Below are 14,164 nucleotides of genomic sequence, written 5' to 3'. Positions count from 1 at the left end.
ACTAGCTTTTCTGCAGTACGGTAATGCGTGAATGCATAAATGCTTTAATGCAAGAATAAGCAGCAAGTCGCTAGCCACAAGCTGCAAGTCATTGGCAATTGTATATTGATTATTGAAGATTGATAATTGAAGTTCAATCCCTTCCTCACTGAACACTGCGACTGAACACTGATCACTTTTCCTTCAATCCTTTCTTCTCTGCAAACTGAACACTGAATACTGGTCACTATCTTGTTGTATCCGCAAAAACTTTTGTTAAATTAGTTCCCGCAAGCACAGGTGACACCCGAGACGAACAGCAGCGAGAGATTTTTGCCACCCTTGAATGAATAACGGATAATTTCTGGTTGTTGATGCTTTTAAAGGCTCTTTCAATTACGTCTGTAGAATGGTTCGAATAGCGAAAGAAATGAAATGACGCGTAAGTTAACGCCAAATTAAATGAAAAAAAATAACTACATATTCCTTGTATTGATTTTGATAGTTTTTGGATGTTCAACAACTTCAAATATTTCTGAAATTAAAGAGCTATCAAAGATCAGATTTGATAGCCTTTCAATTCAGCCAGATGTTGAGCTTTATAATTTCCGAATAGATATTAACAGACAAACAACCGATCTCTGGTTAAATGACTCGACAACAATAAATGAAGTTGTTCCTTATAACGTTCTTGGATTTAATTTGGGAAATGGATTATTCTATGATTTGAATGATAATCTTTCTTTACGTGTAGATTATTTATTAAATATTGACACAAAGAAGGATTTTGAAATAGAGAAAATATATTCTAAAAGTAAATGGAATAGAAATTACAAAAGCCAACAAGGAAAATTTTCGATTGGGTACCCGAACAAAAAGAATTACGATTTACTTCAGATTGATGATTTCAAAGACAGTTTAAGTATTTCATATAGAAATAAACATCGTTATTCAATTGTAACAAGTGATTCACTTACCGAACTAAAGACTGTAAAGGGGCTTCATGACCGAATTCAAAAAAAAGACAAAAATTTTTATTATCAAAAACATAGAAAAAGAGTTGATGAATATAAACTGCTTGACAAGGCCATTATTCTTGATGACAGATATAAAATTACACAAAATCAGAATGGAGATATTATTCAAATATATAGCATTAACAAAAAGGGAGACTACCTGCGTTATAGTATAATCCAAGACGATAAAAACATTTTCATATACGATGAAAAGTTTTACGGAAAGAAAATTATAAAAGATAACAACAAATTTACTCTTTACTATAATGACACAATTGGATATGGATATAAAAAAACAAATTAAAATCTGGCATTAACAGTGCATATTGCACAGCATGGTCTGGTGGTGCTCCATCAGCGTCCAGAGACGTCAGGATCACTCCAACAACATTTATCAAGCTTAGAATCAAAGAACAAAAATGAACACAATAAACAAAGAATCTTTCCTGCGGGAGTTTATGCACGAAGTCTGGAATAAAAAGAATTTGGAGAAAATTGAAAAGTATATCCATAATCAGTACACCATCCATCTCGATCCAGGCGATCCCTGGGAAGGGAAGACACTATCCCGTTCAGAATTTAAGAATCGATTGGAATCAGGTTCTTTTGAACCATTTCCGGACATACATTTTGAAATAACTTCCGCAATTGAGGAAGAAGATTATGTGGCGGTAACCTGGATTTTAACAGGGACAAATCTTGGAAAGATCGGGGAACATCCCCCAACAAAAAGGACCATTAATACAACAGGAATTACCGTCTATCACTTTAAGGACAATTTGATAAACGGACATACGCAGATTTTCGACAGAAAAACAGTTATGAAACAACTAAGATTTATATAAATGAAGACAAAGAAAGAACTGAAGGACGAATACAAACAAATGAAGTTTCCAATGGGTGTTTTCCAGGTAAAATGCTCTGTAAACGAGAAATGCCTGGTAGACAACAGCGTTGACATGGAATCGAAGTGGAGTCGCCATAAAATGGAACTTAAATTTGGAAGCCACAGAAACACGGAGTTACAAAAAGATTGGAATCAATTTGGAGAAGACAAATTTGTTTTTGAGGTTTTATCCACATTAAAGAAAACTGATGAAGCAAACATCAACTACACCAAGGAGTTGAAGATTCTTCAAGATACGGTAATCAAAGAGCTAAAGATTGAAAACACTTATTGAAAAGCAGGTGCAGCAAGGGCTTAATTTTGCAAAATGAAAAAACTGATTATCCTGTTTAATACTTTCATTATTATTAACTCCATCTTTGCTGCTGGTAATAAGAGCAATCATATTCGGGGTAAGTGAACGCATAACTTTTGCTATTTTGCAGAAAAATTCGAATGCAACAGCCTGAAAATATAAAAGCACTTATTCTGGAAGAACTGAATAAGATAATCCGGGAGAAGACAGACCTGCTGGAACAGACCATTAAAGCGGCCAAAGAATCGCGCGATAACGAGACCAAAAGCAGCGTTGGCGACAAATACGAAACCGGGCGGGCCATGGTGCAAATGGAACTGGAGAAAAGCCAGGCCCAGCTGGCACAAACAGAAAACCTGAAAACCAGTCTTTCCAGGATCGATCCGAACTCAAGATTTACAAGCATTGAGTTTGGCAGCCTGGTAGTAACCAGTCAAGGCACTTATTTCTTTTCCATTGCCCACGGGAAAATAGTGCTCGACAAGGAAGTTATCTTTTGCCTCTCCCCTGTTTCACCTGTCGGGAAATTACTGGCAGGCAAAAAAGCGGGGGACGAAGTACAGTTTCAGGGAAAAGAAATCAAAATTATAAGAGTAGAGTAAAACGAAAAAAGGCTGCTCAACAGCAGCCTTTAATAAAACCTAAACCAAACCTAAGAATAACCGGCCTATGAATACCGGTTTGTAGTATTGCAAATTTCTTTAATCTCTTGATACAGAGCCCAGCCCTTCGATGTTTTGGGTCACACGCGGCTCTCCTCTGTACCGAATTTTCCCTACTCCTTCAATCCTTGCATTAAGCGTTTCGGTGGCAAACACACTTCCGGTACCTACTCCTTCTATCCTAAAATCAACGTGTTTTGCTTTTAACTCATCGGCATCTACATGCCCGGCACCCGAGAGTTCAACCGAAAGACTTTGGGCCACTCCGTTCAGGTCGATCATCACACCGCCCTCGCCAATCACTTTCACATCGTCGGCCTTCATCCGCAGATCCACTTTGGCGCCACCTTTTACATGCAGCAGCAAATCGTTTAAATCGAGATATCCTTCAGAATAAACATTTAAGCCACCTTCCATTGTAAGTTCGCGCAACTTGTCAAAAGTGATGTACAAACGGATTCTTTCGTACGGCAAATATTCACGCGTCACCTCAATTCTGAGTTCATCACCCCAATTGTCCACGTCAATTTTATCCAGCACATCGGCATCCCGGGTTTTTATTACCAAACCAGCTTTCGAATCCTGCATCAGGTAAACCTTAAAACCGCCTTTCAGGTACACGCTTGAGAAATCCTTCACGGAGTATTCTTTCGAACTCCAGTCGCTGTCTTCCTGCGCATGAACCGACACTGTTGCAAAAATCAATAGGAAAAAAATGGATGATAAAATCTTCATGGCTTAAATTGTTACAGGGTCAAAGCTAAAACAATGCCCGCAAAGCAACACTTTTATTTCGATGAATTGTTGAAAATGGCGGACGAACGGAAGAATGAGCAGGAAGAAAGAATCAGGAGCTACTTGTTGGAGCGTCGCATCAGTACCAGGTAAAAAAGCCCGTAAGTTATCAGCACAAAGATTGCCCCGGCAATAAATAAATCCAGAAACAGTTTTTCGGCGTGCCGGAAAATCCTGAGGAAAACATAAGCTGCTCCAATAACATCGCAACACAAAAGCCCCCACACAAAGTGTTTATGATAGTGTTTGTTGAGTTGAGCGGCTAAGAACATCCACAAAAGTCCAAACACAAGAATCAGGCTGCCTTCCCAGCGCACTCCCCGGTTCATTTCCAACATGCCATAAACCAGTGGAATTACACCGGCGATCACCAAACTTCTGGCAATACTTTTGCGGACCTTCGCCCGCGTAAAAAGATCGTGAATACGGGGAAACCATGTAAACGACAGCTCTTCTTCCTTGTACTCCGCAGCAAACAGATCCTGTTCCGAATGTATGATTCCGCGTTTGATCGCTTCCTGGATAGCCAACTCGGCCGCCTCCGGAATGTAGTAGCTTCTCTTTTTCAGAATTTGTATAATTTTCTCGTTGCTGGCCTCCGGTATCGATTCCCGAAAATCAGTATCTTTCTTTCTTGATTTTCCGCGTAATATTTTAAAACTTTGAAGCACTTGTTTTAGGTTTAAACGAGTTCAAACTGAACTATAAAAATAAAAGTCATGTACAATTTTGAATACAAAAATCCGGTAAAAATAGTTTTTGGAAAAGGAACCATTCCAAATGTTGTGAATGAAATTCCGAAAAATAAAAAAGTGTTGATGACCTACGGAGGCGGAAGCATCAAACGCACCGGCGTTTACGACCAGGTAAAAACGGCATTGAAAGATTTCGATTTGCTGGAATTTGGAGGCATAGAACCCAATCCTCATTACGAAACCTGTATGCGGGCAGTGGAGTTGATCCGAAAAGAAAAAGTTGACTACCTGCTTTCAGTAGGAGGCGGATCGGTGCTTGATGCCACAAAATTTATTGCTGCTGCCGTTTTGTTTGAAGGCAGCGATCCGTGGGATATTCTGGACAAACCAGCTACCACGCAGGTAAAAGCAGCGCTGCCTTTGGGGGCAGTTCTCACACTTCCGGCTACGGGTTCCGAAATGAACGGAAATGCGGTAATCACCCGCGCGGCAACACTGGAGAAAAAAGCGTTTGGCTCGGCATTGGTTATGCCCCAATTCTCGATTCTTGACCCGGAATGCGTGTTTACCCTGCCCAACCGGCAGGTAGCCAACGGAGTGGTGGATGCCTTTGTGCATGTGATGGAACAGTACCTTACTTTTGATGTAAACGCGCCGCTGCAGGACCGTTTGGCAGAGGCCATTCTTACTACACTTATTGAAGAAGGCCCAAAAGTTCTGGCTGACCGCAATGATTACCAGGCCGCTGCCAATTTTATGTGGTGTGCCACCATGGCACTCAATGGACTAATTGCTGTGGGTGTTCCGCAAGACTGGGGTACTCACCTGATTGGCCACGAACTGACTGCTTTCCATGGCATTGATCACGGGCGGACGCTAGCCATTGTTTTGCCCGGAATGATGAGCCTGAAAAGAGCCGGTAAAAAAGACAAAATTCTGCAATACGGAGAACGGATCTGGGGTATTACAGAAGGTTCGGCCGATGAAAGAATTGATGCCAGCATTGCCAGAACCATTGCCTTTTTTGAATCGTTGGGAGTGCCCACTACCCTGCCCGAATATGACGTACCGGCGGAAACCATCGACAAGATCACCTTTCGTTTTAAAGAAAGCGGGATAAAGTTTGGCGAACAACGCGACATCGACTACCAAACAGTGGAAGCCATTTTAAAGGACCGTTTGTAATATGATAAATATCTTGAAGGTGATCTATTTCTTAGTTCACCTTCGCTTTTTATCAATAGTCCTGTAGGTATTGTTCAATACATACATCAAATTGCTTCATCAGCTTCCGGAGCAAGGGGTTTTGCTCATCAAAGTCTGTTTCACCAATTTTAGAAACCGGAAGAATATTCGGGGAGGTTCCGGTAATAAATACTGCATTAAAACCGGCTAAACGCGTAAGCGAAACTTCTTGTTCTTTCACGTCAATGCCCAAACCCCGGGCACATTGGATAACTTTTTGCCGCGTAACCCCCAACAATACTTTTTCTGAAGGCGGTGTAATCAGCTGACTCCCCTTTATAAAAAATGCATTGCTGCGACTTCCTTCCGTAATATTTCCGTCGTGATCGACCAGCAAAACCTCGTAATATCCCTTTTCAGCCATTATTTGATTGGCACGCCCGCGAACCGTGGTTTGAAAAACCTTGGCATTCGGATTTTCCCGCTCTGCATGTAAAAGCCCGCACTCAACTCCCCACTGATATTGCTCTTTAGTCGGATAAGAATGAGCAATAAAAAAAGCCTTCAGATTCACTTTACAGGAAACCAGCACATTTCCGTTGTATACTTTATTTTGCCGGATCAAATCCTGCAAGTAACTGCTGATATCCGTTTCAGAATATTGGATCTCCCGACCAGCTATTTCAGCCGACCGTTTAAAACGCGCCAGGTGTTCTTCTAAAAAAAGCGGTTTCCCATCCACTATCCGGATGACTTCGTACACTCCGCCTTCATTTTCTGCCGGTTGGAACTGATCGTTGGTCTTTAGTTCACCATTCAGAATAAAAAATTTATGAATTGGTGAAAGAGCCATTTTTGTGTTTTCTGTAAATTTATTGAATTGTTTCCAAAGCGTTCGAGATGCAGGCAGAAATTCCACCACCGATAACTTTTAATCCCTACAAACATCATTTTCGCTTTTTGCTGGATGAAGTAAAGACATGGAACACGCCGGAACAAATCAATGAAAAGCTGCTTTCAATCGGAAATAACCTAACTGATTTTTATCTGGGAGAACTGAGTGTTTCAAGCATCGGCAACGAATGTAAAGCCTACTTTGAAAAGCAGAATATTGCGGATCAAAGCACATTTTGCGCGTGGCTGGGCAAATCGGCCTGGAAGAAAATCAAGTTGTCGGACAATTCTGACTGGCTGATCAAAAAAGGTGACCAGGAAGAACGCTACATTCATCTTCATCCGGCCAAATTTTCGAAGCATACCATCCGAGTAAGAGCCACCACCTTAAAAACGGTGCTGGCCTTAGTCGCTACTTCAACTGCCAAAAGCGAATCAGCCGCCACGAACCTGCTGGTTGTAAACAAAATACGGACAGAAATACTTGGCCTCTCCCCTCTCCAATCGCTGCATCCGGCCAATTCAGGCATACTGAGGCTTTGGAATCTATTTGAAGGCGGTGATACAACCGAATTTCATCCCTGAATCTGCAATGCTTCGATAACCGAATTCTTGTAGCTCCGTCCGATCGGAAGTTCTTTTCCGGGCACTTCGATACTGCTGGAAGTAAAGGCTTCGATTCGTGACAACGAAACAATGTATGACTTATGAATCCGCATAAAATTGGAGTCCGGAAGTTTATCAGCCATGTGGTTCATACTGCATTTGGTAATGATCTTGCGGCTGTCGGTGTATATCTGAACATACTCACTTAATCCTTCCACATATAAAATATCACTCAGGTGTACTTTTAGCACTTTCTTGTTTTCTTTCACATAAATAAACGCCTCGTCCATTGTGTTATTTACCGCTACCGGTTTTACATTCTGGTTATCTTCGAGGTTAATTTGGTAATATTTGTTGACCGATTTCAGGAAGCGCTCAAAAGTGATCGGCTTTAAAAGAAAATCCACCACATCCAGTTCAAAACCATCAATCGCATACTCACGATAGGCAGTGGTAATAATAACTTTCGGAGGATTTTTTAGCGTTCTTAAAAACTCAATGCCCGTAATCTGCGGCATTTGAATATCCATAAACATCAGATCAACGCTGTGGTTGTGGAGTTCCCGAAGCGCTTTCATGGCATCGCCACATTCGGCTACAATCTGAAAATTTTCTAGTTTTTCGATGTGGCTTCGCATCAAATCACGTGCGAGGGGCTCATCATCGACAATGAGGCATTTAGTTTTCATGGTAATTACGAATAGCTTTTGTTTTCTGTTTTCTGCTAACGAATAAGTAGTTATTCTCTAAAAAATGTTACAGGTTCTAAGAATAAATTTCGAGGCTTATCTCCCTGAAGTTGTCGTCTATATTTTCAATCAGGCGATGTTTGCCCCGAAACCTGTAATTCAACCGTTGTTTTGTAATCTCCATGTTGTCGTTGTCGCTCAAACGGAAACTGTTTTCGCTCCAAATGGTAAAAGAAAACAACAGGTACTTTCGTTCCGCTTTTATAAGGACTGTTGTTTCGAACAAATTGTTACACTCGTAAACAATTTTTAACAAATCGTTGATGAAGGGTAGCAGCAAAAGCGGAGGAACCACAAAGGGTTTTAGGTTCCCGGTAACCACACAATTAATTTTCAGCCGCTCGCTTAATGCAAAGCGGTGAATATCCAAAAACTCCTCGATCAGCTTCACTTCCAGTTGCAAGGGAATCATGGTTTCTTTCCCCTCAAACAGAAAACGGTTCAGAAAGCCGGATAACTTGATGATTAAGTCAGGCGCTTTCTCGGGGGTTTCAGAAACAGTGTTTTCCACTTCGCTGATCAGCGAATAAATCAGCTTGGGTTGCAGTTGGTACTGGTAAATTTCCAGATCAGTTTCGGTTTTTGATATCAGTAGTTCTTCTTTTCTTCTTTCTGACAAATACCAGGAACGGCCCGCTTTTATGGCCAGAAATACAAAAATAATGTAGTGGTTGCCCAGTCCGCTGATCAAAATATTTTTAAGATTTAAGTAGTCGGGTGGAAATACTTTTGAAGGGTCGAAAACGTTAAACACCAGGTTGTTGCTAACCACCAATTCTATAATGGAGAAGATTACCAGCAATGCAAATCCGATCAGCAAAAACAATAAATATTTTCCTTTGAAGAAATAATTAGGCACCAACCAATAAGCAATAAGATAGGTATGACACACAAATACCGGCAGGGTGATCACGTAATACATAAACCACACAAAGTATTCGCGCGACGGCAACCCCAAGCTTTGGATGAATACAAATGAAACAATCCAGGCCAGCCAAAAAAGGCAATGCAGAATCACCTCTTTTCTATCGATATGTGCTAAAACTGACTTCAAGGTTCTTTTTCAATTCCAATTTTACACGAAACAGACGGTCTTCGCTGTGAATATTCAGGCTATACCCGTCTTTATGGTACAACAACGTAAGTCTTTTTTCCAGGCTTTTTAATCCGTGTCCGGCATTGCGTTTCATTTCAAGACTCGCAATTGTTTTGGGCTTGCTGTTTTCGGTCGTTAGCAACACTTTTTCCTCGTCTACTTCCACCTTTATATCAATCCACGGAATGCCTGCATCGAGACTGCTCCCGTGTTTAAAACAGTTTTCAACCAACAGAAACAGGATCATGGGCGGTATGCGAACTTCCTCCAGGTTTCCTTCGGTAAGCAGGGCCACTTTCAGCCGTTTGCCGTAGCGAAGCTTTTCCAGCTGAATGTAGTTTTCAATCAACGTAATTTCGTCGGAAAGAAATACGGAAGTTTTCTGGCTCTCGTCAATTATGTACTTCAGTACCACTTTTATCCGGTGAATTACTTCCTTGGTTTTCTCAGGATTCAGCAACGATAGAGCATACAGGTTGTTAATGGTATTAAACAGGAAATGAGGATCAAACTGAGATTGCATCAGTTTTTGTTGCGCCTGTTTTTCCTGCTCTTCCAGTTTTTTCCGCAAACGCTCTGCAAAAAGGTAATCTTTCACGTATTTGGCAATGCTGAGAACAGCCACAATAAAGGTCATGTCCTTTGCATTTACCACAATAAAACGAAGGTTCATGATGCCTGATTCAGGTACGATTCCCGGTGAAATAGACGCATAAAAGATGGTTTCGGAAACCACCAACTTCAGTGTGGATAAGGCAATTCCCACCAGCACAAAAAAGAGGATGAAATACAACACCTTCTGTTTTAACAGGTACTCAGGAATAAGCAAAAAAATGGTAATGTAAGCGTACGAAAAGAAAAAGAGTGCATTAACCAGGGTAACCTTTAGCAAATTTAAATAAGATTCGTGCGGATGTTGGCTGCGCAGTATCAACGAGAACAACAACAACATGGTTACAAAGAACAGCAAATGTCTGCTCCCTCTGTACCATAAACTGTTATCATACAGCAACTTGTTCATTGCAGCTCCGGTTTTTGTTTGATTTGCAAACTCTCTCTTACCAATTATCCACCGAATAAAGATAAAAAGTTATTGAAAACCAACACTTGACAAAGCTCATTCACCAGCCACAAAAAGCAGATAACTAAAAACCCTGTGCACTAAATACACAGGGTTTTCCGGAATTGAGAATCTACTCAATCTGCTATTCTATTACCCATCCTTTCTTTCGATAGAAAAACCCCGCCCTCTGGCGGGGTTCTGTAATTTCATACTTCTATGAAAAAAATTGCGCTGTTTAAGTCTTGTTAAAAGCTGGCTGAATATTCGTCATTCACCAGGTCAGGGAAGTAGCATGCGATCAATCCGAGTAAATCATCTGTCGATTTCTGATTCTGACAAATTACGCGTTGTGCATAATAACCTACCTTATTCAGTTTCATTTCCATTTCTTCCTTTGGGATTTCCTGGAAACGTTTTTCGATCTTTTTCACTCCAAATACGCCGCTATTGCAGGTGTACTGGATTTCAAACTCGTCGTTACGAACAATAAAAGTTCTGCATTTCTTTTCCTGAAGTACGCCAATTCTTACCGGATTGGAAGTGTTTTCGTAATTCAGATCATACGTTTCAAGAACTTTGTTTTGATAAACCATTGGTGATTCAGAATTTGTTATGGTATATTTACCAAACTCACTCAGTGAATTGCCTGTCATTGCCTGTCCATCCTTAATTTTTGCATTTACATTTATGCTAAGAAGGGCGGCACAAATTGCGAAAAGAACCAGTTTTGCTTTCATGATGTTGCTGTTTAAATTGTTTCATTGACCCAAATTTACGTAACACATTGATGCGGCGTCGGTTAATTCAGCAACCTGCAAAAAAACAACTACGAACGGGTTATTTTTTCCTGCAAACTTCATTCACGGTGATTATCGATTAATAATGGTAAATCTTTGTCGTTCGTCGCTTCTTTGCAGATAAAACCACCCAAATCGGACAGGAAGACCCGGTATTGGAAGAAACCCGCAAAATAATCGGGCACGATAAGGCACGTCCCTTTGAGGATCTGTTTTTATTGGTTTTCTTTGTATTTATATGGAAACAGCTTCTGTCAGTCATATCAGAAAAGAACTTACAAACCTGCCACCAGAAGCCTTACAGGAACTTGTCCTCAGGTTGGCGAGGTTTAAAAAAGAAAACAAAGAACTGCTTAGCTACCTTTTGTTTGAAGCAAGCAACGAAGAAGAATATGTTCGGCAGGTAAAGGAAGAAATCGACCTGGAATTTCTGAGTATGAACCGCAGCAGTTACTACCTGGCCAAAAAAACAATTCGGAAAGTTTTAAAAACCACCACCAAGTACATCCGCTACTCGGGCAAAAAGGAAACGGAAATTGAACTGTTGCTTTACTTCTGTAAAAAACTGAAGCAGTCTAAATTGAATTACAAAGCCAACCGTGTGGTTTTTAATCTCTACCTGAACCAGGTAAAACGTATTCAAAAGGCCATTTCCGACTTACACGAAGATCTTCAATTCGACTATCGCGAAGAGTTGGAAGCCCTGTAATTTCTGTTTACTTTTCTTAAATAAAAAATAAACAAAACATGTCCATCACCTGTTATTGAGAGAAATTTGAATAGCAATCTTTCGTCTAAAAAATAAACAGGTAGCTTATGCTTAAAACAATAAATACACATTTTGCAGGAATAGCGCTCCTTTTTTTGATTGTCAATCTTTCAGCCCTGGGATTGGGTAGTTACCTTATGAACAATGGCCCCGGTTCTGAATGGTATCTGCAACTCAACAAAGCACCGTGGACACCACCGGGTTGGATGTTTGGCCTTGCCTGGACCGCCATTATGATCTGTTTCTCGGTTTTCATGGCTTTTTTATGGAAGCAGGAATCCAATAAAACAACATTATTGCTCTTGTTTGTGCTCCAGTTGGTTTTAAACGTTGGCTGGTCGCCGGTATTCTTTCGTTTTCATCTCATTCTTTCGGCATTGATCATTATCGTTGCCCTCACGTTAGTGGTGGGATTATTTATGTTTAAATACATATCAGGATTAAACTGGAAAACGATATTTGTAGTACCGTATTTTATATGGTTGGTACTGGCAACTTCGTTAAACGCCTATATTTTGGCTAATAATTAGAAAAATGAATGCTGTTTTCTGGTTTCGAAGAGACCTCCGGCTGGAGGATAACACCGCACTCGCAAAAGTGCTTTCCGGAACACTAAAGGTGATCCCGCTTTTTATATTCGACACAAATATTCTGGATGAGCTCCCCCCCGACGATGCAAGGCTTACGTTTATTTACCGGCAATTGCAAAAGATAAATGCTGAACTCCGAAAATTTGGATCGGGTCTGCTGATCAAACACGGCGATCCGCAAGAGGTTTGGAAAGAAATGATTCAGCAATTTCCGATTAAAGAGGTTTACTTTAACAAGGATTACGAGCCTTATGCCATCCGGCGCGATGAGCAGGTAAAAATGCTTTTGGCGGCTGCCAACATCCCTGTTTTTTTGTTGAAAGATCAGGTTGTATTTGAAGAAAGTGAGGTAATGAAACCGGATGGAGAATGCTACACTGTCTTTACTCCGTATAAAAACAAATGGCTGCAACAACTGCAAACACAAGGATTGCCCGCTTTTCCAAACACAAAATGGGAAAATCTTGAAAACAAAATCTTTGACTTTCCTCCCCTTGAGACAATTGGCTTTTCAGAAAATCCAATACCCGTAAAAGAGGCCAACTTCTCGGTGCTCGGTAATTATGAGCAAACCCGGAATTTACCAGCTTTGGAAGGCACATCCAACCTAAGTGTTCATCTTCGTTTTGGCACCATCAGCATCCGGGAAGTTGTTCGCAAGATCAACGATAAATTCCCGGTATTTTTGAGTGAACTCATTTGGAGGGAATTCTTTATGCAGATCCTTTTTCATTATCCCCGGGTGGTTCATCATAATTTTCGGGCAAAATACGACGGAATTCAGTGGCGAAACAACGAAAAGGAATTTGAACGCTGGTGCCGGGGCGAAACCGGTTATCCGATGGTAGATGCCGGCATGCGCGAATTAAACGAAACCGGGTACATGCATAACCGCGTTCGGATGGTTACTGCAAGCTTTCTGTGCAAGCACCTGCTCATCGACTGGCGTTGGGGAGAAGCTTACTTTGCTAAAAAGCTTTTGGATTACGAATTGTCGTCGAACAATGGCAACTGGCAGTGGGCAGCGGGTACCGGTTGCGATGCAGCTCCTTATTTCAGAATTTTCAATCCATCCGAACAACAAAAGAAATTTGATAAAAACCTGGGGTACATAAAACGCTGGATTCCTGAACTGGATTCATTCAGCTACCCAACTCCCATGGTGGAACATACTTTTGCCCGCCAACGGGCGCTTGCTGCTTATCAGCGGGGAATCATCAAGTAAACCACAGACAATCAACCGGCTATTGTAATTCCCAAACAATTTGTATAATATTGAGTTTACTTTATGATTTACAACTCAAAACATTCAACAAGTGAAGACTATTTTACTCCTTTTAGCCCTTGTTTTTGGGCAGCTTGCTCTATTGGGAAATACCAGCCGGAAAGACACCTTACGAACAAATCAGGAGTTGAAATTTAAGCCGGCTGCACTTGCTGTTTCCTCCGCACTGATCACTTTCGGGGTTATTGGACTGGAAAGTGATTTTATAAAAGACCTCAATTCTGAAGTAAGCGAAGAAATAACCGAACACATCGATAAACGATTCACCATAGATGATTTTTCGCAATATGCTCCTTTTGTGTCGGTGTATGCCTTAAACCTTGCCGGAGTGGAAGGGAAACATAATTTCAGAGACCGGACAACGATTTTGGCCACCGCCTATTTGCTGATGGGAAGTACGGTAACGATTCTGAAAAACTCGACCAACATTCTTCGCCCCGATGGTTCCTCGCAGAATTCGTTTCCTTCGGGGCATACAGCAACCGCTTTTATGGGCGCCGAATTTCTGTACCAGGAGTACAAAGACGTATCTGTTTGGTACGGTATTTCGGGTTATCTGGTGGCCGCCGGAACCGGTTTTTTCCGCATGTACAACAACCGTCACTGGTTAACCGATGTTGCCACCGGTGCCGGAATTGGGATGCTCAGTACAAAAATTGCCTACTGGGTTCACCCCTTCATCCGGAATACGCTGTTTAAAGGAAGCGACAATATTTCTGGTTGTATTGTGCCTTATTACAACGGCGAGCAAATGGGCCTAGGAATGGCTTTTACTTTCTGA

Annotated in this window: 17 protein-coding genes; 10 read left to right on the top strand and 7 right to left on the bottom strand. The window is 41.2% G+C overall.

Going from position 1 to position 14,164, the window contains the following annotated elements; translation table 11 throughout:
* Window positions 1–441 precede the first annotated feature (441 nt).
* The 4 genes from INQ51_RS13650 to INQ51_RS13635 all read left to right on the top strand — a co-directional run bounded on the left by INQ51_RS13650 (window position 442) and on the right by INQ51_RS13635 (window position 2,799).
* Window positions 442–1,299: a hypothetical protein gene (locus tag INQ51_RS13650; protein ID WP_233378523.1), complete on the top strand. Its 858-nt coding sequence runs from the start codon at window positions 442–444 to the stop codon at window positions 1,297–1,299.
* Window positions 1,300–1,414: 115 nt separating this feature from the next.
* Window positions 1,415–1,840: an ester cyclase gene (locus INQ51_RS13645; RefSeq protein ID WP_233378522.1), complete on the top strand. Its 426-nt coding sequence runs from the start codon at window positions 1,415–1,417 to the stop codon at window positions 1,838–1,840.
* Window positions 1,841–2,176 (top strand): GIY-YIG nuclease family protein, encoded by a 336-nt coding sequence (locus tag INQ51_RS13640; RefSeq protein ID WP_233378521.1) that lies wholly within the window; start codon window positions 1,841–1,843, stop codon window positions 2,174–2,176. It abuts the gene before it with no gap.
* A 161-nt stretch (window positions 2,177–2,337) separates the two neighbouring features.
* A complete protein-coding gene (locus INQ51_RS13635; RefSeq protein ID WP_233378520.1) occupies window positions 2,338–2,799 on the top strand; it encodes a hypothetical protein in 462 nt (153 codons plus the stop codon).
* Between the two features lie 99 nt (window positions 2,800–2,898).
* Here the strand turns inward: INQ51_RS13635 and INQ51_RS13630 are convergent, their stop codons facing one another.
* Both INQ51_RS13630 and INQ51_RS13625 read right to left on the bottom strand, forming a co-directional pair.
* Window positions 2,899–3,594, bottom strand: coding sequence for a head GIN domain-containing protein (locus tag INQ51_RS13630; RefSeq protein ID WP_233378519.1), 696 nt, complete (start codon window positions 3,592–3,594; stop codon window positions 2,899–2,901).
* Window positions 3,595–3,713: 119 nt separating this feature from the next.
* Window positions 3,714–4,325, bottom strand: a complete 612-nt coding sequence (locus INQ51_RS13625) for a hypothetical protein (RefSeq protein ID WP_233378518.1) — start codon at window positions 4,323–4,325, stop codon at window positions 3,714–3,716.
* A 48-nt stretch (window positions 4,326–4,373) separates the two neighbouring features.
* On the opposite strand from INQ51_RS13625, the gene INQ51_RS13620 reads away from it, so the two are divergent.
* A complete protein-coding gene (locus INQ51_RS13620; RefSeq protein ID WP_233378517.1) occupies window positions 4,374–5,534 on the top strand; it encodes an iron-containing alcohol dehydrogenase in 1,161 nt (386 codons plus the stop codon).
* A 52-nt stretch (window positions 5,535–5,586) separates the two neighbouring features.
* Here INQ51_RS13620 and INQ51_RS13615 read toward each other — a convergent pair whose 3' ends face one another.
* Window positions 5,587–6,387: an aminotransferase class IV gene (locus INQ51_RS13615; protein WP_233378516.1), complete on the bottom strand. Its 801-nt coding sequence runs from the start codon at window positions 6,385–6,387 to the stop codon at window positions 5,587–5,589.
* Between the two features lie 47 nt (window positions 6,388–6,434).
* Between INQ51_RS13615 and INQ51_RS13610 the strand changes: the two genes are divergently transcribed.
* Entirely contained in the window at window positions 6,435–7,013 is a 579-nt protein-coding gene (locus INQ51_RS13610) for a hypothetical protein (protein ID WP_233378515.1), read from the top strand.
* On the opposite strand, the gene INQ51_RS13605 is transcribed toward INQ51_RS13610, so the two are convergent.
* From INQ51_RS13605 to INQ51_RS13590, 4 genes are all read right to left on the bottom strand, one after another.
* Complete coding sequence (locus tag INQ51_RS13605; protein ID WP_233378514.1) at window positions 7,004–7,723, bottom strand: LytR/AlgR family response regulator transcription factor; 720 nt, start codon at window positions 7,721–7,723, stop codon at window positions 7,004–7,006. The two genes, INQ51_RS13610 and INQ51_RS13605, sit on opposite strands and share 10 nt — an antisense overlap.
* Window positions 7,724–7,799: 76 nt before the next feature.
* Window positions 7,800–8,837: a histidine kinase gene (locus tag INQ51_RS13600; protein WP_233378513.1), complete on the bottom strand. Its 1,038-nt coding sequence runs from the start codon at window positions 8,835–8,837 to the stop codon at window positions 7,800–7,802.
* A complete protein-coding gene (locus INQ51_RS13595; protein ID WP_233378512.1) occupies window positions 8,809–9,900 on the bottom strand; it encodes a sensor histidine kinase in 1,092 nt (363 codons plus the stop codon). The genes INQ51_RS13600 and INQ51_RS13595 overlap by 29 nt, the downstream gene beginning before the upstream one ends.
* Before the next feature lie 287 nt (window positions 9,901–10,187).
* On the bottom strand, window positions 10,188–10,679 hold the full coding sequence (locus INQ51_RS13590) for a hypothetical protein (RefSeq protein ID WP_233378511.1): 492 nt from the start codon (window positions 10,677–10,679) through the stop codon (window positions 10,188–10,190).
* 379 nt (window positions 10,680–11,058) lie between these two features.
* Between INQ51_RS13590 and INQ51_RS13585 the strand changes: the two genes are divergently transcribed.
* The 4 genes from INQ51_RS13585 (at window position 11,059) to INQ51_RS13570 (ending at window position 14,164) form a co-directional block, all read left to right on the top strand.
* A complete protein-coding gene (locus INQ51_RS13585) occupies window positions 11,059–11,448 on the top strand; it encodes a hypothetical protein (RefSeq protein ID WP_233378510.1) in 390 nt (129 codons plus the stop codon).
* 107 nt (window positions 11,449–11,555) lie between these two features.
* Complete coding sequence (locus INQ51_RS13580; protein WP_233378509.1) at window positions 11,556–12,038, top strand: TspO/MBR family protein; 483 nt, start codon at window positions 11,556–11,558, stop codon at window positions 12,036–12,038.
* 4 nt (window positions 12,039–12,042) lie between these two features.
* Window positions 12,043–13,323, top strand: coding sequence for a cryptochrome/photolyase family protein (locus tag INQ51_RS13575; RefSeq protein ID WP_233378508.1), 1,281 nt, complete (start codon window positions 12,043–12,045; stop codon window positions 13,321–13,323).
* A 91-nt stretch (window positions 13,324–13,414) separates the two neighbouring features.
* Window positions 13,415–14,164: a phosphatase PAP2 family protein gene (locus INQ51_RS13570; RefSeq protein ID WP_233378507.1), complete on the top strand. Its 750-nt coding sequence runs from the start codon at window positions 13,415–13,417 to the stop codon at window positions 14,162–14,164.

The sequence above is a fragment of the Maribellus sp. CM-23 genome (assembly GCF_021354595.1).
In the GTDB taxonomy this organism is placed as follows: domain Bacteria; phylum Bacteroidota; class Bacteroidia; order Bacteroidales; family Prolixibacteraceae; genus Draconibacterium.
This window is presented reverse-complemented; position numbering and strand designations above follow the sequence as displayed.